Raw genomic sequence first — 19,895 nt, 5'->3', positions numbered from 1 at the left:
TCGAAGCCTGCGTTTCCTCTCAGGCGCGAAGCCAGTTCTTCCTGTCAGGCTCGAAGCCTGCGTTTCCTCTCAGGCGCGAAGCGCTTTGTTGGCGGGGTCATATGCGGCCTCAGCGAGCACGGTGGCGGTGCGGCGCTCGCCGAGCAGGTCGAGTTCGAAGGTGCTGCCGGATGCTTCGAATCGGGGATCCACATACACGAAAGCGAGGCTGCGGCCCACGGTGTGGCCCCAGGCGCCGCTCGTGCCGATTCCCATCGGCTCGTCGCTGCCGGTCGCAAATGCGGGCTCGTTACCTCGCACCTCGTTGTCGGTGGCGTCCACCTCGCAATACACGAGCACCATCGACAGCGGCTCGCCGCGATCTTCGGATTCGCGGCGCGCCGCGGCGGCGTCGCGACCGACAAACGGCCGTTGGTAATCAACGAAACGTCCGAGACGCGCCTCCACCGGAGTGATCTCGGTGGTCAACTCGCTCCCCCACGCCTTGTACGCCTTCTCGATGCGCATGACGTTCATGGCGTAGCTGCCGAAATGCACTAGGCCGTGCGGGCTGCCGGCTTCTGCGACGGCGTCGTAGAGCCGGCCCAAGTCACCCATCGGGCAATGCAGCTCCCAGCCCAATTCGCCGACGTAGGACACCCGCAGCGCGATGACGGGCACTCCCGCCACGGTGATCTGTTGGGCTGTGAGCCAGCTAAACGCGTCGTTGCCGAGATCGGCATCGGTCAGCGGGGCGAGCACGTCGCGAGCGCGCGGGCCGGTGACTCCCAAGATGGCGGTGGCGTCAGTGGCGTCGCGCACGCTCACCTGCTCGCCAGCCTCAACGTGGTCGCGCAGCCAGTCCAGGTCGTGGCTCTCGCCCATGATCGCGGAGGCCAGCCAGAACCGGTCCGGCGCAAGCCGTGCAATCGTCATCTCGCACTCGATGCCGCCCAGCTCGGTCAGCATGTGCGTCAAGCGGATGCCGCCGTCGCGCCCAGGCAAGCGGTTGGCCGACAGCCGGTCCAGCAAGGCGGCAGCGTCAGGGCCGCTCACCTCGAACTTGGCGAACGCGCTCAGGTCGGCGACACCGACACGTTCACGCACGCCCCGAACCTCGGCGCCGACGACGTCGTGCGCGTTGGAACGGCGGAACGAGTGCGCCTCCGGGCTGCCGTCGGGCGAGAAATACTGCGGGCGCTCCCAGCCATAGATTTCCTGCCATTGCGCACCCAAGGCGTCGAAGCGCTCCCACAGCGGAGTGCTCTTCACCGGTCGGCCGGCGGCGCGTTGCTCGCCCGGCAGCCGCACTTGGTACATCTCGTGGTACTCGTCGATGGCCTTCTCAAACGCAAACTGCGACTTGGGGCCGGTGTGGTCGCCGAAGCGGCGAGGGTCCATGCCGCGCACGTTGATCTCGGTCTGGCCGTGGACTATCCACTGCGCCAGGAACCTCCCGGCGCCGGGGCCCTGGGTGATGCCGATGGACGCCCCGTTGCAGTGCCAGTAGTTGCGCACGCCCGGGGCGGGCCCCATCAGGTATCCCGAGTCAGGCGTGTGGGTGATCGGCCCTGACACCACCTGCTTGATGCCGGCTTCGGAGAGCGCGCCAATGCGCTGCTGCGCGAAATCCAAACACTCCTCCAAGACGTCGAGATCCTGACCGGGAAGGTGGAAGTGCAGGTCCCAGTCGATGCCATCGATGCCGTACGACCGTGCGCCGGACATCTCATACGGCCCGATAAGCAGGCCGTCGATTTCCTGGCGGTAGTAGCAGGACGCGCGGGGATCGCGCACAACCGGCAGCTCGGCCTCGAGCGCAGCCACGGCCGGGACGGATTCGGTGACCAGATACTGGTGGATGACCGACACGATCGGCACGTCAAGCCCGATCATCGCCCCCAGCTGCGGTGCGTAGTGCCCCGCGGCATTGACGACGTGCTCGCAATGAATGGTGTCCTGCTCGTCGTCGCCGTTCGACCCGTTGCGGCGCCGCCCTGGTTCCGCGCCGCCGCGAACGATGGTCACGTCCCAGGTGCCGTCTGCACGCTGGGACATGCCGGTCACCAGCGTGTGCCGCATGATCCGGCAGCCGAGATCGCGGGCGCCCTTGGCCATGGCGTTGGTACAACTCGACGGGTCGGTCCAGCCATCGTTGGGGGTGTAGAAGCCGAGACGGACGTCGCTGAGGTCGGTCAGAAGCGGGTGCCGCTCGGCGATCTCATTGGGCCCGATGAGATAGGACTCGACACCGATCTGGGTGAGCATGGCGTGGACGTAGTGGTGCCAGTCGGCCTCGTCGGCAGTGCGTGCCAACCGGAGGGCACCGCAGCCGTGCCAGCCGGCGGAGAGCCCCGTCTCGGCTTCCAGCCGCGGGTAGAGCGCGATCGCCTCCTGATGGCACTTCGCCATGTTCAGATCGCCGATGAAGTTCGGGATCAGCCCAGCGGCGTGCCAGGTCGATCCGGAGGTCAGCTCCCCCTTTTCGACCAGGATCGTGTCGGTCCAGCCCTCGTGCGCGAGGGCATACAGCAGACCGGCGCCCATTGCCCCGCCGCCGATAATGACGCATCGCGCTTGTTCAGGCATGCTCAGTGATGCCGGGCCTGCTCAGCCATACACAGGTCCCCAATGTTCCAGGCCAGACGAGAGCCGTACCCCCCGGTACCGGCCCCGTGGCATGCCGACGTAGTGCGCACAAATTATCACCCGTTCCGCGCACCGCTGCGCGTATCCCGAACTACATGCGGACGCGCTGGTTGGTGGGGTCGTAGAAGCTGCGGATCGAGGGCGTGGCGGCGATGCGTCTCCCGGCGATTTCGATATCGAACGCGCCGGCGTCGAGCCAGGACTTGGTGACGGGCTGCGGATCCGGATCGGCCGCCGCCGGATGCGTCACGTAGCCCATTGCCAGGCAGCGGTCCTCGGTGTAACTCCACATGGCCGAAGTGACCCGGCCGACGAGTTCGCCGTCACGACGGATCGGCTCGTCGTGGTAGGCGAGCAGGTCGGGATCTTCCAGACGGAACTGCACCAAACGGCGGGTGCGCGGCTGGTGACGCTGTGCTTCCAGCGCTGCACGGCCGATGAAGTCGCGTTGCTTGTCCCATGCGATCGCGAACCCGAGTCCTGATTCGAGAGGCGTGTCCTCATCGCTGATGTCGTGCCCCCAGTGGCGGTAGCCGCACTCCAGTCGCAGCGTGTTCATGGCGTGGTAGCCGGCGTGCGCCAGCTCCAACCCGTCGGCGGCCTTGCCAGCGTCTCTCAGCGCCTCGTACACCGCGACCGCCTGCGCATTGGGGACGTACAGCTCCCAGCCGAGCTCGCCCACATAACTCATGCGTACCGCCAGGACCGACGTCTGGCCCGTCGCCGTCGCGATGTCGATGTGCTGAGCGGCGCCGAAGCCGAACGTCTCGTTGTCAAGGTTGGCCTCGGTGAGGGTGCAGAGCAGGTCCCTCGATTGCGGACCCATCAGGCCGAGCACCGCCCAGTCGTCGGTCACATCGGCGATCTTGACGTCGCGGCCACGGCAGGCACGGCGCAGCCACGCCCAGTCGCGTGTCTGACTGGCAGCCGACGTGACAACCCAGAATTCGTCGTCGCCCAGCCGAGTCACGGTCAGGTCGGCTTCGATGCCGCCCCGCTCGTTGCACCACTGGGTGTAGACGGCGCGCCCGGCGGGCACATCCACCGAAGCCACGCTCAGCGTGTCGAGCACATCGAGCGCGTCGGGACCGTGCACCGTGAACTTGGCGAACGACGACTGATCGAACACCGCCACACCGTTGCGAACCGCGTCGCATTCCCGACCCGAATTTTCGAACCAGTTCTGCTTGCCGTAGCTGTAGCGGTACTCGCGCCCCTGGCCCGGCTCGGCAAACCAGTTGGCCCGCTCCCAGCCGGCCGTTTCGCCGAAGACCGCACCGGCCGCATCCATCGCGTCGTGCAGCGCCGAGCGACGCTGATCGCGGGCGCTCGTGTACTGGAAGAACGGCCAGTGCATCGCATACAGCAGCCCGAGGCTCTCGCTGATGCGCTCGGCCAGGTAGCCGTTGTCGGCCTGAAACGGCATGGCACGCCGGATGTCCACTGCTGAGAGGTCCATCGGCGGGTGCCGGTCTGCGATCCAGTCGGCCAGCACCCATCCCGCCCCACCGGCGGACTGGATGCCGACGGAGTTGAAGCCGGCAGCCACGAAACAGCCGTCGACTTCGGGCGCCTCGCCCAGGTAGTACACGCCGTCGGGCGTGAACGACTCGGGACCGTTGAAGAACAGCTGCACGCCGCAGTCCTCGAGTGCGGGCACTCGGTGACAGGAGCGCTCGAACACCGGTCCGACGTGGTCCCAGTCCTCGTCGAGGGTGCCGAAGCTGAAGTCCCGAGGAACGCCGCCGAGGCGCCAGACCTTGGCCTCCGGTTCGAAGAAGCCGACCATGAGCTTGCCGGTCTCCTCCTTGAAGTACGAGAAGTTGCCGGGATCGCGCATGATGGGCGTCGTCGCGTCGACGCCATCGAGTGGCTCGGTCACGACGTAGAAGTGCTCGCAGGCCTGTAGCGGCACGTTGACACCGATCTGCGCAGCCAGATGGCGGGTCCACATGCCCGTAGCCAGCACCACCGTTTCGGTTTCGATGAGGTGATCGGGGGCTTCATCCTCGCCGCCGTTCGCCGATTCAGCGCGCACGCCGCAGATCGCGCCGTTGCGCGTCTCGAGGCCCGTCACCGCTACGCCTTCGACGATGCGGCAGCCGTGCGCTCGCGCCCCCTTTGCCAGCGCCATCGTCACGTCAACGGGCGAGACCATGCCGTCATCGGGCAGGTACAGCGCGCCCACCAGATCGTCGGTGCGGATCAGCGGCCACATCTCCGAGAGCTCGTCCATGTCGATCTGCCGGGATTCGACGCCGATGGAGGCCCCCATCGAGGCGCCTCGCAGGATCTCCTCCCAACGCTCGGCGTCCGACGCCACCGAGATCGAGCCCGGCGCGCGGAAGCCCGTGGCCTGACCCGTCTCGTCTTCCAGCGCTTCGAACAGGCGCACCGAGTAGGTCGCGAGCTTGGTGAGGCTGTAGGTCGATTTGAGCTGCGCCGCCAACCCGGCGGCATGCCATGTCGTGCCCGACGTGAGCTGGTTCTGCTCCAGCAGCAGCACGTCGCGGATGCCCCTCCGCACGAGGTGGTAGGCGATCGCGCAGCCCACGACGCCCCCACCCACGACGACGACCTCGGCTCGATCTGGGAGGGTGCGATTGGGCACTGCGCGGCCGGTCAAGGTCTGTTCTGCCATCAGGTCGGCCTCAGACGCGTTCAAGCAAGTCAGGCGTCAGATCCGCGGTGGAGCGGACGCCGTTCAGGCGCATCGTTCGGGTCATCCCCTCGACGAAGTAGTTGAGCACCCAGTCCACTCCGGTCTCGCCGGCAGCACCGAGGGCATACAGATACGCACGACCGATCATCGCCGAGTCCGCCCCCAGTGCCAGCGCCTTGACGATGTCGCTGCCTCGCCGGATCCCGCCGTCGCAGATCACCTCGCAGCGGTCACCGACTGCCTTGCGAATCGCCGGCACGCACTCCAGCGGGGCCGGGGCCCCGTCGAGCTGGCGTCCCCCGTGGTTGGACACGATCACGGCGTCGAGCTCGATGTCGGCGGCGATCTTCGCATCGTCCGGCGACAGCACCCCCTTGAGCATCACGGGGCCGTCCCAGCGATCACGGAACCACTCGATGTCGTCCCACGACAGCGACGGGTCGAATTGGCTGTTGATGTAGTCGGCGAGGGCGACCGCATCGCCGCCGTCGCCGCCGGTCCCCCCCTCGCAATTGGAGAACTTGATCGGCTCGTTGCTCAAGAAGTCGAGCAGCCATCGCGGGTGCAGCAGGCCATCGATGATCGTGTCGGGACCGAGCTTGGGCGGCAGGCTGAAACCATGGCGCACGTCGCGCTCGCGGCGCCCCAGCACCGCCGTGTCGACGGTGATCATGATCGCCTCATACCCGCAGGCCGCGGATCGCTGCAATAGATCGGCCATCAGCTGTCGGTCACGCCACACGTACACCTGGAAGAACTTGCGCCCTGAGCACACTTGGGCCACTTCTTCGACTGAGCGCGTCCCCATCGTCGACAGCGAGTAGGGAATGCCGGCGCGTTCAGCGGCTCGTGCCACCGCCAGCTCGCCTTGGGAATGGGCGATGCGGTCGAAACCCGTCGGTGCGATCACCAGCGGTATCGGTACGTCCTGGCCCAGCACCTTGCCCGAGATGTCCACCTCGGTCACATCGCGCAACACTCGCGGGCGAAACTGCCACCGGTGGTACGCCGACATGCTTCGCTCGGCGCTGATCTCATCCTCCGCTGCCCCGTCGATGTAGTCGAAGCAGCCACCGGGCATCCGGCGCTTCGCCATGCGGCGCAAGTCGGACACGTCGGCCGCCCGGATCAGGTGCCGCTTGTCGGCATCATGTTCGAACTCGCCGAACTGCATGACGCTGCGGGCGGTCTCGTACGCCTGCGAGACCCATGTCGCCAGACCCACCATCGTCTGTCTCCTCTCTGCCGGCCGCTCAGGGTCCGCTTGGACACGTCAGATCAAAGCCGACCCGAATGCGCGTGCCCGTATCGAGCACCGCCCGATCGGACCGGGTGCTATCAAACTCTACGATGTGGCCGAACTACACAGAGCCTGTCCCGCATGCACCAGCGCGTGCGGTTTGGGCGGACGAACATCCTGCCGACGCGAAAGTGAGCCCAGATGGCCGCTACCGCCGAACTTGCCGAGCGCTACCGGGCGATCATGCCCAGCTTCATCAGCCCGCTCTACGAGCAACCGATCTCGATCGAACGCGGCGAAGGCAGCTACATCTTCGACAACGAGGGCAACCGCTACCTCGACTTCTTTGGCGGGATCCTCACGACCATGATCGGTCACGCCAATCCCGTCGTGGCCCAGGCGGTGCAGGCGCAGGCGGCCAAGGTGATGCATACCTCGACGCTGTACCTGAACGAGGAAATGATCTCGTTCGCCGAGGAGGTCGCTGCTGTCTCGGGGATTCCTGACCCACGGGTGCTGTTCACCACCTCAGGCAGCGAGGCAAACGACACTGCGATTCTGCTGGCCACCAACTACCGCAAGAGCAATCAAGTGCTGGCGATGCGCAACAGCTATCACGGCCGCTCACTCACGGCCCAGGCCATCACCAGCCACCGTGCCTGGTCGACAACCAGTCACAGCGGGCTCGACGTGCAGTTCGTGCAGGGCGGCTACCGGCTGCGCAGCCCGTTCCGGCACCTCGACGACGACGCCTTCACCGATGCTTGTGTGGAGGATCTCATCCAGCTCATCGACATGACCGACTCGGGCGGCTTCTCGGCGCTGATCGCCGAGCCCATCCAGGGCGTCGGGGGATTCGCCATGCCGCCAGATGGCTTCTTCGGGGCAATGGGCAAGGTGCTGGCCTCGGAGGGGATCCTGTTCATCTCTGACGAGGTCCAGACCGGTTGGGGACGCACAGGCGAGCACTTCTGGGGATACGAGGCGCACGGCATCACGCCCGACGCCGTCACGTTTGCCAAGGGTGTCGGTAACGGCATCACGCTGGCGGGCATCGTGGCTCGTGCGGAGCTCATGAACTGCCTCTCTCGCAACTCGATCACCACATTCGGCGGGAACCCCCTCTCGACGGCGGCGGGCCGGGCCACGTTGCGCTATGTCCTTGAGAACAACTTGCAGGCCAACGCCGCTGCTCGTGGGGCGCAGATGCGTGAACGCCTGACACCTGTGTGCGATGCGTCGCCTCACGTCGCCGAGTTGCGCGGCAAGGGGCTCATGCAGGCCATCGAGTTCTGCCACCCCGGCAGCATCGAGCCCGACGCTGCGACCACGGCAGCCCTGCTGGAGTCCGCCAAGGACCGGGGATTGCTCGTGGGCAAGGGCGGGTTGTATGGCAACGTCATTCGCATCACGCCGATGCTGAACGTGACCGAAGCCGAGATGGACGAGGGACTGGACCTCATTGTCGCCGCCATCGAAGCGCTCGACTGAAAGCGGGCGCTCGTCAGTCGAAGCTGATGGAGACCTTCAGCGCGCCGGCTTCGTGCGGCTCGTGCGCGAGCCGGAACGCATCGCCGACGTCGCTGACGTCGAAGACATGACTGAGCAGCGGCGACACGTCGATGTCGCCGGAGGCAATGAGCCGCAGCGCTTGGCGGAATGACATGGAACCAGGCTCGTCCTGGGCGCCATAGCTGCTGGCAGCCGACAGCCGCTTGCGGAAGAACTCCTGGAAGCGCACATGGATGTTGTCGTCGGTCGACGGCAACCCGAACCACAGCAGCTGTCCGTCCATGCGCACCAACTCGACCGAATCGAGGAACGTGTCCGAACGTCCCACCGCCTCGATGACATAGTCGGCCCCGCGCCCACCGGTGATGTCGCACACGGCCTCAATGACGCCACGGTTATCCAGCTCCGAGGCGTTCAGGCACTCATCCGCGCCGTATGCCTCGGCCACCGCCAAGCGCGCTGGTGAGAGGTCCGAGACGATGACCCGCTCAGCTCCGGCCCGCTTCAGCAGGTGCGTGAAGAACAGCCCGGCGGAGCCCTGGCCCATCACCACGACGGTCTCGCCGGAGACGTCGCGGGGATGTTGGCGCATGGCATAGATGACCGTGCCGAGCTGCTGGGCCATGAGCAGGTGCGACCGGGGCAGGTCGCAGGCCGGAAGCGGCACGCAGTACCCGGCGCCGACTCGTTGGTAGGCGTTGAAGCACTCGCCTACCGGCGGATTCGGGAAGGTGAGCACGTGGGTGCCCTCAGGCAGGCTCGGCGTTCGGCTCTCCACCACCATGCCGATGCCCTCGTGGCCGGGGAACCCGTGCGGGCACGGTGTGGGGTGGGCCAAGCCGCTGCCCATCATCACCATGTGCAGGTCGCTGCCACAGATCGAGGCCATCTCGGAGCGCACCAGCACGTCGTAGTTCACCGCTGTCATGCCCAAGGCAGCGTCGGGCCGGGACGACGGTGCGGCGTCCGAGGAGACCCCGCCCAGCGAAGGCACTCCGATCTCCTCGCACTCCATGCGTCCGATGTCGACCATGCGGCCAGCCTTCATCATCTCCATCTGCCCGCTCCCTGCACTCTGGCTGCTGCGGTGGCTCAGTTGCCTCGCGAATACTGGCTCATGAACGCCCAGCCGTCAGCGGTGGCGCTGATGTCTGTGGTGACGTGAACCGCCCCGATCGCCACCGCCACTGCCGCGTGCACCAGAGGCTGCCCGACAGCGCATTCGGGCAAGTTAGCTGGCAGGCTGTCCGGCGATGAATGCCCCGCTCGCCGAAGCACCGCGCAGCGGGCCGTTCATCCGCGGGTGGGTCGTCCTGGCCGGCGTCTTCCTCGTCATGACGCTGACGTCGGGCTTCGCCTTCTACTCCCAGGGCGTCTTCTTGGACGCCCTCATCGACGAGCAGGGCTTCGCCAACGCGTGGGCCAGTGCGGGCGTGACGATCTTCTTCGTCGCCTCGGGCATCTGCGGCTACTTCACGGGCGGGCTCGTCGACCGATTCGACGTGCGCTGGGTCATGACCGTGGGCACTGTTGTGGCATCGGCGGGCTTGGCGATGCTCGGCGAAGTCCGCGAGGAATGGCACCTCATCGTGGTCATGCCGATCTTCGGTGCCGGATTCGCTTTGAACGGCCTCGTACCGACGACCACCCTCGTGACGCGTTGGTTCCAGCGTCGACGCTCGGTCGCGCTGGCGATTGCGTCGACAGGGCTTTCTGTCGGGGGCGTCCTCAGCTCGCAACTGCTCGCCGGTCTCGTCAACCGGGAATCGTTGGCGAAATGGGCGATGCCCTTCGCCCTCATGTTTTTCGGCTCTGTTCTGGCGGCGACCTGGCTATTTGTTCGCGACTCGCCGCAGAAGCTGGGCCTGCAGGCCGATGGCGTGCCGGTCGTGCTCAACGGCTCGGGCGATCAACCGCCGCCCGCGCCACCCGGCACCCCGTTCCGCGAAGCCGTGAGGTCACGGTTCTTCGTGTTCGTGTCCCTTGGATTTGTCTTGATCATGGGCAGCCAGGTCGGCGCGATCCAGCACGTCTTCAATCTGACGGAGAATCGCCTGTCGAGCGCCGCTGCCGGAGGGGCGCTCACCTCCCTGGCCGTGACGAGCGTCGTGGCTCGTCTGCTTGGAGGCATGGCGGCCATCAAGATCTCCCTTCGTGGGCTTGCATCGTTCTTGATCTGCGTGCAGCTCATCGGTCTCTATCTGCTCGCCAACGCCGACACGAAGCCGGCGGTCTTTGTCGGGACACTCATCCTCGGCAGCGCGATGGGCAACCTGCTCATGCTGCACCCACTCATCCTCGTCGACGCCTTTGGGGTGCGCGAATATCCCCGGATCTACGGCCTCGGGTCCCTTCTGATGATCGTTGGCGTCGGCGGCGGGCCCCTCCTCACCGGGATCCTCGAAGACAGCTACGACTACCGGATCGCGTACTACGCCCTGGCCCTGGTCGGGGCCGCCGGATTCATCGTGTACAGCTTCAGCGGCAAGCCAGCGCGCGACTACCTGAACGCACCGCCGCCGACCGGAGCACCTCAACCACGACGCGTGGTGGCTGCGCCCCGTCCGCTCGCCGACGGTCCCCGTCCTGTCGTTGCCATCGCCCGCAACGGCGCGAGCGGTGTTCGCGACCAGGCTCTCGTCATGGCCGGTGCATACGCTGCCGCCGCTGGCGATACCCCCGTCATCCGCCCACGCGGCGCACCCGAGGTCTGGTCGGTCAAACCCGTCTGACGTCAGGCGCTCCGCGACCATTCCGAGTTGCGGCTGCGGGCCGAGACGCTGGTGGCGCAGCGAGGTCAGGGACGGAAAGCGATTGGACGCGCCACGAGCTGAGCCGGCCGGCTGGCGATTCGATAGGCACCGTCGATCCACTCGCAGATCAGTCGGCGAGTCTCGCGAGGGTCGATCATCTCCTCGATCTGGAAGCGGTTGAGCGGACCGATCGGGCCACGCGCCGCCTCGATCCGCGCCTCCAGATCGGCCCGCAGCGCCACCGGGTCGCCCGCCTCCGCCAGCTGCCGCTTGTACGCAGCTTCGATGCCGCCCTCGGGCGGGATGCCGCCGACGTCCGCTGCGGGCCACACAACCCGAGCGCTGTGCTGCCGGCGGGGCGTGGCGTAGTTGTTGCCGGCCACGCCGAAGCTGCGCCGCATGAGCACAGTGAAGATTGGCACCGTGGCCTGGGCGAACGCCGTCATCCACGTCGCACCCTTGCGGATCGTCCCGGTGATCTCGTGCTCGACGCCGACCGCGAAGCCGGGGTTGTCGCACAGGTTCAGGATCGGCACATGAAAGAGGTCGCACAGGTCGATATGGCGGGTCAGCTTGTCGCACCCGTCGGCAGTCAGCGCGCCGCCGTTGCGATGCCGGCTGTCTGACGCCAGCACGCCGACCGGGCGCCCGTTCATGCGTGCGAACCCGACCACCTGGTCGGTGCCCCACAGCGGACCGATCTCGAAAAACGAGCCGCGGTCACAGATCATCTCGATGCCGCGGCGGATGTCGAACGTGGTGGTGCGCTTTCGGGGAATCAGCGTCAGCAGCTCGTCTTCACGCCGATCCGGCGGATCATCGGGGTCCGGCCGCAGCACGGGTGGCGTCTCATACACCGACGACGGCAGGTACGAAAGGAACTGTCGCACCAGCTCGGCTGCCTCCTCCTCGGTCTCGGCCAGGTTGTCCACCGAGCCGTTCGTGCAGTGGATGCGCCAGTCGCCGAGGTCTTCCTTGGAAATGTCGTAGCCCATCGCGTGGCTGACGACCGGCGGTCCTGCCACGAACAGCTGCGAGATGTCGCGCACCATGACGGCGAAGTGGCCCAGGACGGCCTTCGCGGCTCCGATGCCGACCACGCTGCCGAGCAGCATGTTGACCACCGGCACCGTGGCGAGCTGCTCGGCGTACTCGGTGCTGCCCAAGTGCGAAGGCAAGAACGAACCGCCGCCTCCACTCACCCGCGGGCGCCCGGCTTTAATGGCGCCAGAGCTCTCCTTGGCCGTGCTTTCCCCATCCTTGCGTTGCTCGGGCACCATCGAGGCAACGCTGCCACCGCCCGAAGAGCCATCGAGGAGCCGGATCGACGGCACCCCCAACTCGGTCGAGAGCAGGTCGAGGTGGAAGCTCTTGGCGCCGATTGCCCCGTCGGCATGGCCGCCGCGCGAGGTGAAGTCGTCTGCACAGACCACCACGCCTCGGCTCTCGATCGTGCCGGTTCCGCCGACGTGATTCGCGGGTGTGAACGCTGCGATCTCGCCATCGTCGTCGTAGGAGGCAAAGCCCGCGAGGCTGCCGACTTCGCGGAAGGAGCCCTCGTCGAGCAGCAGCCGGATGCGGTCCCGGCAGTGCAGCTTTCCCCGGCTGCGCTGGCGCACCACACCGGGCTCGTCCGAGTCGGGCCCCAGGCGTTTCTCCGCCAACCGCCGCAGGGTTTGCACCTCATCAAGCAGCGGTTCCCAGCCGCTGCGCGCCGCTTCTGCGGCCGCCGGTGTGCCCGACAAAGCCGTCGCAGTCACTACCGCGAGCACGTCGCCCGCGGCCAGCTGGTCGCCAGGCTGCAACTCACGCAGAGCTGTGATCGTGCCGGCGCTAGGCGCGGTGACCTCGGTCTCCATCTTCATGGCCGACAGCACCACGAGCGCCTGCCCTGCTGCCACAGCGTCACCTGCGCTTACCCGTACCTCGACGACGCTGGCGGGAAGTGGGCTGGAGACTGCTACTTCATCGTCACCGAGTTCGCGGTCCGGCCATGTCGATGGCGGCAACGCCGCCATAGCGGCAGGCGCAGCAGCGGGGTGTGGCAACGCCGGCTCCAAGAGGGCGGCGCGGCGCGAAGCGTCGCCGCCACCCATGCCGTTCGGACTGCCCGACGCTCCGCTTTGCGCCGTCACCATCTCGGCCAGCAACGTGGTGCGTGCGTCGCCATTGCTCACCGCCGGATGATCCAGGATGTCGCGGAGCTGGCCGATGTTCGTGGGCAGCCGACCGATGTGGAAGTCGGCTAAGGCCGATGACGTGCGGGCCACCGCGGCTTCGATGGTGTTCCCGGTGCCGATGACCTTGGCGAGCAGGGGGTCGTAGTACGGCGGCGGCGCGTAGCCGGAATATCCGGCGGCGTCGACTCGCACACCCACCCCGGAGGGCTCCTGGTATGCCGAGATTGCACCCGATCCAGTTGCCACCACCCGGGCCTGCACCGCGTAGCCGCGGGGCTTGGCGGCGCCAGCCGCGCCGATGCCCACCGCTGCGAGCGTCTCACCGGAGGCGATGCGGAACTGAGCTTCGACGAGGTCGATGCCGGTGACCTGCTCGGTGACGGTGTGCTCCACCTGGATGCGGGGGTTGCACTCGATGAAGTAGTGCTCGCCAGCTTCGGGCGAAACCAGGAACTCGACCGTGGCCGCATTCACCAGGCCCGCCTCGGCGGCGAGTCGGACGGCGTCGGCATGAAGCTGTGCCCGCAGTTCAGCACTGAGCCCATGGGCAGGGGCGATCTCGATGACCTTCTGATTGCGCTGCTGGACCGAGCAATCCCGTTCGTAGAGATGCGTCACATTTCCGTGATGGTCCGCCAGCACCTGCACCTCGATGTGGCGCGGCCGATCCACGAGACGTTCCACGAACACAGTACCGTCGCCAAACGCTGCGGCGGCCTCGCTCGAGCACCGTCCGAACGCCTCGTCGATGTCCTCGATGCGCTCCACGGCGCGCATGCCGCGACCGCCCCCGCCAGCAGCGGCCTTCAGCATGACCGGCAATCCAATCGCTGCGGCCGCGCCGGCTGCGGCAGCCGCGTCGGCAACAGCACCCGGCGATCCCCCCACGACGGGAATGCCGAGGGAAGTGGCCAGGGCCCGAGCGCGGATCTTGTCGCCGAAAAGCTCGAGCGTGCTCGCTGCCGGGCCGACGAATGCGATCCCCGCCTGAGCACATGCATGAACGAACGCTGCGTTCTCAGCAAGGAATCCATAGCCCGGGTGAACGCAGTCGCAGCCGTGCTCGCCTGCGATCCGCAGCAGGGCGAAGATGTCCAAGTACGCAGCCACCGGGTCGCTGCCGGGCAATGGAGCAACGTGGTCCGCGGCTACCAGGTGCAGTGAGCGCTCGTCGACGGGCGCGTAGACGGCAACCGACTCGATGCCAAGTGCGTCAGCAGCCTTGGCAATGCGGATGGCGATCTCGCCGCGGTTGGCGATGAGGACCCGGTCGAAGCTCACGATTCCCCCTGGCTCAGCGCCGTACGCGCTGTCGGTGTGGCGATTGTGGCCGCTGTGGCACATCGGTGCACAGGAACCGGTGTGTCGCACAGCACGAGGCACGCCCCACGATGCGAGACTGACGCGATGGAGATTTACGACGTCATGCGCACGACCTTCGCCGCTCGGGACTTCACCGACGACGAAGTCACCGACGAAATGCTGTACCGCATCTTCGACAACGCCCGCTTCGCGGCCAGCGGCGGCAACCGCCAGGGCTGGAAGGTCATCGTGGTGCGCGACCCCGCACGCAAGAAGCGCTTGGGTGAGCTGTGCTACCCGGCAATGCGCGTCGCAGCAGCGCAAGTGAAGGCCGGCGAGGTCTACTGGCAGAGCTACAGCCCCTCAGCGGTGAACATCGCCGAAGCGATGAACGACGAGTCGCTGAAGTTTCCGCTCCCGATGTTCCGGCACATGGACCAGGTGCCGGTGGTGCTCGTGGTCGTCGTCGACCTGCGCGTGGTTGCCTCCATCGACAAGCAGCTCGACCGCGTCGGTGTCGTGAGCGGCGCCTCGATCTACCCGTTCGCGTGGAACATCCTGCTCAGCGCCCGCAATGAAGGTCTCGGTGGCGCGATGACCACGCTGTTGTCGGCATCCGAGCCCGAAGCCAAGGAATTTCTCGGCCTCGAGGACTGGGAGGCGGTGTGTGGGCTGCTTCCGATCGGCAAGCCGACCAAGCAGCTCACCAAGCTCAGTCGCAAGCCCGTCGAGGAGTTCGTCGTTCGCGAGCGCGGCGACGGCGAGGCCTTCACGCTGTAGCGCACTTGCGTCAGAACCCGCAGTCGCGGATCTGCGGGGTCGCCTCAGCCATACGGGCACGAGGAGGTACCGATGGCCATCGATTTCAGCTTGAGTCCAGAACTCGAGAAGCTGCGCGCTCGTATCGCCGACTTCATCGACGCAGAGGTGCGCCCCGTCGAGAGCCGCATCGACGCGGAGCGACTCGAAGAAACCGATCGCGATGCGTACGTCACGGCTCTGCTGGGCATGCGCAAGCGCGCACGCGAAGAACACCTGTGGCTGCCGCACATGCCCGCCGAATGGGGCGGCATGGGGCTCGGCCACGTCGAGATGGCGATGGTGCAGGCCGAGGCTGCCAAGACTCGTTTCGGCCCGTGGGTGCTCAACTGCCAAGCCCCCAACGAGGGCAACATGCACACGCTGCTGCACTGGGGCACCGACGACCAGAAGCAGCGCTACCTGGCGCCGCTGTGCGAGGGCCGAGCCGAGTCGTGCTTCGCGATGACCGAGCCCGAGGTGGCCGGATCAGATCCGACGCTCATCCAGACCCGCGGCTATCCCGACGGTGACGAATGGGTGCTCAACGGCCACAAGTGGTTCATCTCCAATGCGCATCGCTCGAAGTTCGCGATCCTGATCGCCCGCACCGAGGACAACCCGGATATCCCGCAAGCGGGGAACACCGCGTTTGTTGTGGATCTGCCCGCTGACGGGTGGACCGAGGTTCGACAGATCGAGACCATGCACGGCTCCACCGGTCACAGCGAGATCCTGATCGAGGACTTGCGTGTCGGCGGGGGCCAGATGCTGGGCGGGCGCGGCCAGGGCCACCTGCTGGGCCAGTACCGGCTCGGGCCAGCGCGGCTGGCGCACTGCATGCGCTGGATCGCCCAGGCCCAGACTGCGCTCGACATGATGGTCGACCGGTCGCTCAACCGGTTCTCTCACGGCTCGCTGCTTGCCGAGAAGCAAGGCATTCAGTGGATGATCGCCGACAGCACGGTGGAGCTGTACCAAGCGAAGCTCATGGTGCTGCACGCGGCCTACAAGGTCGATCGCGCCCAGGCCGGACACGGAGACGACTTCAAAGCCGAAGTCTCGATGGCGAAGCACTTCGTAGCGAACATGCTGGGCCGGGTCATCGACCGCTCGATTCAGGTGCACGGCGCGCTCGGCTACTCCACCGATACGCCGTTGGCGCATATGTACCAGCACGCCCGCTGGGCCCGCTTTGCCGACGGGGCCGACGAGGTCCACCAGATGCGCATCGCCCAGCGAACCATCGCCGCCTACAGCGACACCAACAGCACCGCCGCAGCGACCGGCAACCTGCCGATCTGAGTGTGTTGCTGACGATGGACGTTCGATGAGCCGCGCAAAGAACGTCCGATGAGCGTCCTCGAATACTTGCTGGCAGCGTTGTTCGTCGCCGCCGGTGCTGGCACACAGGCGTGCATCGGCATTGGCATGGGACTCATAGCCGGGCCGGTGCTGGTGGTCATCGAGCCGACCGCGGTGCCCGGGCCGATGCTGATGATTGCGGGCGGCATCAATCTGCGCAACGCCATCGCGGACAGAGCCTCGCTGAACGCACCCGCTCTGCGGCGGCAGTTGCTCGCGGCACCGCTGGGTCTCGTCGGGGGCATGGCATTGCTGTCCGCGTTGAGCGATCGTGCGCTGGCAATTGCCGTGAGCCTGTTCGTGCTGTTGGCCGTTGCAGTCCAGGCGTTCGGGGTGCGGCCGCCCGAGGGCCAGCGAGCTGACTATGCCGCAGGGGCCGGCACTGCGTTCTCGTCATCGGTGGCAGCAGTGCCCGGTCCGGTGTACGCCGTCTTCGCCAGCCACTGGCAACCTGCAGCGTTGCGAGCCACGCTGGCCACCTACATGCTCATTGTCGGCACGGTCATTATCAGCGCCCTAGCCGTCTTGGGCGATTTCGGCCTCCGACAGCTCTGGCTCGGGCTGGGCCTGCTGCCCGCGGTGGCACTCGGCTTGCCGTTCGGAAGGTGGCTACGGCCGCGCCTTGCGGGACCACGCTTCCGGATGATCGTGCTCGCCGTCGCCGCCACCAGTGCAACGGTCGTGCTCATCCGCCAGATCGTCATCGGCTGAGGGCAGCGCGCCAGCCGGCGCTTGTCCGCCGCCGATGGTCAGGACCAGGGGTCCTCGGGGCCAGGCGGCGGCTTGGGCGCCGGAGTCGTCGCCTGCGCGATGACCTGGGCAGCCGCGGCCACACCCGAGCCGCCGATGGGGGCGTCGATGGCCGCAAGGGTGGCCTCGATAGTGCCGAGCGTGCCGAGCAGCATCGGCGGGTTGAGGTGTCCCATGTGGCCGATGCGGAACTCGGCGTCAGGACGGCCTGTGATGCTGAGTCCGAGCGTGAGGCCCGCGTCTGTCTCGCACGTGGCGCGCAGCTGTTGTGCGGAGACGTCGCCGGTTCGGATCATGGTGACCGAGCTCGACCGGTGCGCGGGGTCGAGCACGTTGAGCTCGAGACCTCCCGGCGCTGACCACGTGTCGACCGCCGCATGAATCGCGCTCGCCATCACACGGTGACGTTCCCAGACGTTTTCGAGACCTTCTTCGTCGAGCATGTCGAGCGCCTCGGCGAGGCCCCACAGGTGCTGGACCGGCGGCGTGCCGCAGAAGATCCAGTAGTGCGCGTCGGGGTCGGTCCGCCTCGTCCAGTCCCAATACGCGGTGCGAAGATCGGCTCGCTGGTGGGCCTCCCACGCCCTAGGACCGACCCACACCATGCCGAGGCCCGGCGGCACCATCAGGCCCTTCTGACTGCCCGCCACGGTGACGTCCACGTCCCACGCGTCCATCTCAAAGGGTTCGCACCCCAGCGAGGCCACGCAGTCAGCCAACAGCAAGGCCGGATGGTCGGCATCGTCCATGGCACGACGCACCGCGGCAATGTCGTTACGCACCGACGACGCAGTGTCGGTCTGCGCCACGAGCACTGCTGCGAATTCCCGCCCGACGTCTGCTCGCAGTCGTTCGGTCACGGCATCGGGGTCGATCGCGGCCCGGTCGGCCGCATGCAGCACCTCGAACTTGACGCCGCTCTGGGCCGCCATCTCGGCCCAGTTCGTGGCGAAGTGCCCGACTTCGAGCACGAGCACCTTGTCGCCACGAGACAGCGTGTTGGTGATGGCCATCTCCCAGGCGCCGTGGCCGTTGGAGATGGCGATGTAGGCACGATGCTCGGTTCGGGCGAACGCGGGCAGCCGCTCCAGCAGCGAGTAGGTGAGGTCCACCACCTCGCCCTCGTAAATGTTCGGAATCGATCGGTGCATGGCCGACAGCACTCGATCTGGGATCACCGACGGGCCCGGAATCATGACCAGCGGACGACCGTGTCGCAATGACATTGCATCTCCCTCCGACGATGGCGCAACAACTGCACATCGCCGAGAACACCAAGCCTACGAACGGCCCGGGCAAGGCCTGCGCAGGTTCGAATGTCATGTGGCCCGCGTCCGGCGACACCCGAGCGGCGCTAGTCAAGCATGCACGCATTTGCGGGCCGGTCCGCCAATCGCCGCGGGCGTAGGCTGCGCTCAATCTCCCAGAACAGAAGGCGGGGTTGTTCGATGAGCGGCAGCGCACTGATCCATCCATTCTCGGTCCTCGCACAGCATGAGAACGAATTCATCAAGATCGTCTCCGGCGAGGGCGTCATGCTGCGCGATGACGCCGGCAACGAGTACATCGACGCACTCGCCAGCCTGTGGCTGTGCCAGATCGGGCATGGCAATCGCACCGTCATCGACGCCATCACCGCACAGCTCGATCAGCTGCAGACGTACAACACGTTCGCGCCGTTCTCGAACGGACCCGCTGTCGAAGTAGCCGAGATGGTGCGTGCGCGCTCCCAGCATCCCGACGGCCGCGTGTTTCTGGGTTGCTCGGGCTCAGAAGCCGTCGACACCGTGCTCAAGTTCGCTCGGCGAGTCCATCAACTGCGCGGCGATGTCGACCGGCAGATCTTCGTGCGGCGCACGGGCGGCTACCACGGCGTGAATGTCGGCGGGACGAGCGTGCAAGGACTCGAACCGATCCGGACCGGCTGGGGCGATCTGCTGCCCCACGTGGTCGAGATCCCCAACGACGATGTCGAGCCGGCGGCTCAGCTCTTCGCTGAGCACGGCGACCGCATTGCGGCGGTCATCTCCGAGCCCATTCAGGGCGCCGGTGGCGTGATCCCGCCGCCGGACGGTTATTTTGAGGGCCTGCGCCGCCTGTGCGATGAGCACGGCGCCCTGCTCATCTTCGATGAGGTGATCTGTGGTTTCGGACGCACCGGCTCATGGTTCGGCGGTCAGACCTTCGGCGTGACGCCTGACATGTTCACGTTCGCCAAGGGCGTCACCTCGGGCTATCTCCCACTGTCAGGTGTCGTGGTGTCACGCGAGATCGCCGAATTGATGGAATCAGACCCGGAGAAGTTCATGCACGGCTACACCTACTCTGGGCACCCCACGGCATGCGCCGCTGGTGTTGCCAACATCGGCGTCATCGAGTCAGAAGGGCTCGTGGAGCAGGCAAGCCACATCGGCACCAAGATGGAAGAGGGCTTCCGGGCGCTGCAAGGCGACGGCATGCTCGCGGGCTACCGGGGCCTCGGGGCCATCTGGGCAGCCGATCTCGGCTATGACGCCGCCGAGACTCGTGAAGCGTTTCTCAAGCGCGGCGTCATCTCGCGCCCGGTCGCAAGCGCCCTCATGTTCTGCCCGCCCCTCGTCATCTCTGATGCCGAGATCGGGCAGATCTTCGACCGACTCGAAGACGCGATTCGAGCAACCTCGCCAGTCACCGCCTAACGCTGCTTCGGACGCGGCCCCGACGGC

At 66.7% G+C, this 19,895-nt stretch carries 12 protein-coding genes; 6 read left to right on the top strand and 6 right to left on the bottom strand.

Annotation, left to right across the window (positions count from 1 at the left end; all coding sequences use genetic code 11):
* Positions 1-69: 69 nt before the first annotated feature.
* From ACPXYO_RS05090 to ACPXYO_RS05080, 3 genes are all read right to left on the bottom strand, one after another.
* Positions 70-2,568, bottom strand: a complete 2,499-nt coding sequence (locus ACPXYO_RS05090; RefSeq protein ID WP_423917226.1) for an FAD-dependent oxidoreductase — start codon at positions 2,566-2,568, stop codon at positions 70-72.
* 151 nt (positions 2,569-2,719) lie between these two features.
* On the bottom strand, positions 2,720-5,269 hold the full coding sequence (locus ACPXYO_RS05085) for a GcvT family protein (RefSeq protein ID WP_423917223.1): 2,550 nt from the start codon (positions 5,267-5,269) through the stop codon (positions 2,720-2,722).
* A 10-nt stretch (positions 5,270-5,279) separates the two neighbouring features.
* On the bottom strand, positions 5,280-6,518 hold the full coding sequence (locus ACPXYO_RS05080) for an alpha-hydroxy acid oxidase (protein WP_423917220.1): 1,239 nt from the start codon (positions 6,516-6,518) through the stop codon (positions 5,280-5,282).
* A 213-nt stretch (positions 6,519-6,731) separates the two neighbouring features.
* Between ACPXYO_RS05080 and ACPXYO_RS05075 the strand changes: the two genes are divergently transcribed.
* The gene (locus ACPXYO_RS05075) at positions 6,732-8,021 is read left to right on the top strand and encodes an aspartate aminotransferase family protein (protein WP_423917217.1); all 1,290 of its coding nucleotides are present in this window, start codon (positions 6,732-6,734) and stop codon (positions 8,019-8,021) included.
* A gap of 13 nt (positions 8,022-8,034) precedes the next feature.
* Here the strand turns inward: ACPXYO_RS05075 and ACPXYO_RS05070 are convergent, their stop codons facing one another.
* Entirely contained in the window at positions 8,035-9,099 is a 1,065-nt protein-coding gene (locus ACPXYO_RS05070; protein WP_423917215.1) for a zinc-dependent alcohol dehydrogenase, read from the bottom strand.
* A gap of 196 nt (positions 9,100-9,295) precedes the next feature.
* Here ACPXYO_RS05070 and ACPXYO_RS05065 point away from each other — a divergent pair, with 196 nt between their 5' ends.
* Positions 9,296-10,774, top strand: coding sequence for an MFS transporter (locus ACPXYO_RS05065; protein WP_423917212.1), 1,479 nt, complete (start codon positions 9,296-9,298; stop codon positions 10,772-10,774).
* A 65-nt stretch (positions 10,775-10,839) separates the two neighbouring features.
* Here the strand turns inward: ACPXYO_RS05065 and ACPXYO_RS05060 are convergent, their stop codons facing one another.
* Positions 10,840-14,319, bottom strand: a complete 3,480-nt coding sequence (locus ACPXYO_RS05060; RefSeq protein WP_423917209.1) for a carboxyl transferase domain-containing protein — start codon at positions 14,317-14,319, stop codon at positions 10,840-10,842.
* Positions 14,320-14,382: 63 nt separating this feature from the next.
* On the opposite strand from ACPXYO_RS05060, the gene ACPXYO_RS05055 reads away from it, so the two are divergent.
* From ACPXYO_RS05055 to ACPXYO_RS05045, 3 genes are all read left to right on the top strand, one after another.
* Positions 14,383-15,057 (top strand): nitroreductase family protein, encoded by a 675-nt coding sequence (locus ACPXYO_RS05055; protein WP_420622754.1) that lies wholly within the window; start codon positions 14,383-14,385, stop codon positions 15,055-15,057.
* A 72-nt stretch (positions 15,058-15,129) separates the two neighbouring features.
* Positions 15,130-16,380, top strand: coding sequence for an acyl-CoA dehydrogenase family protein (locus ACPXYO_RS05050; protein WP_423917205.1), 1,251 nt, complete (start codon positions 15,130-15,132; stop codon positions 16,378-16,380).
* A 48-nt stretch (positions 16,381-16,428) separates the two neighbouring features.
* Positions 16,429-17,151 (top strand): TSUP family transporter, encoded by a 723-nt coding sequence (locus ACPXYO_RS05045; protein ID WP_423917202.1) that lies wholly within the window; start codon positions 16,429-16,431, stop codon positions 17,149-17,151.
* A 38-nt stretch (positions 17,152-17,189) separates the two neighbouring features.
* On the opposite strand, the gene ACPXYO_RS05040 is transcribed toward ACPXYO_RS05045, so the two are convergent.
* Positions 17,190-18,416 (bottom strand): pyridoxal-phosphate-dependent aminotransferase family protein, encoded by a 1,227-nt coding sequence (locus ACPXYO_RS05040; protein ID WP_423917199.1) that lies wholly within the window; start codon positions 18,414-18,416, stop codon positions 17,190-17,192.
* A gap of 222 nt (positions 18,417-18,638) precedes the next feature.
* Here ACPXYO_RS05040 and ACPXYO_RS05035 point away from each other — a divergent pair, with 222 nt between their 5' ends.
* Positions 18,639-19,868: an aspartate aminotransferase family protein gene (locus ACPXYO_RS05035; protein WP_423917196.1), complete on the top strand. Its 1,230-nt coding sequence runs from the start codon at positions 18,639-18,641 to the stop codon at positions 19,866-19,868.
* Positions 19,869-19,895: the final 27 nt, after the last annotated feature.

It is taken from the genome of Candidatus Poriferisodalis sp. (assembly GCF_965237655.1).
GTDB lineage: Bacteria > Actinomycetota > Acidimicrobiia > Acidimicrobiales > Poriferisodalaceae > Poriferisodalis.
Note: the sequence above shows the minus strand (reverse complement) of the source record. Positions and strands in the feature narration are given on the sequence as shown.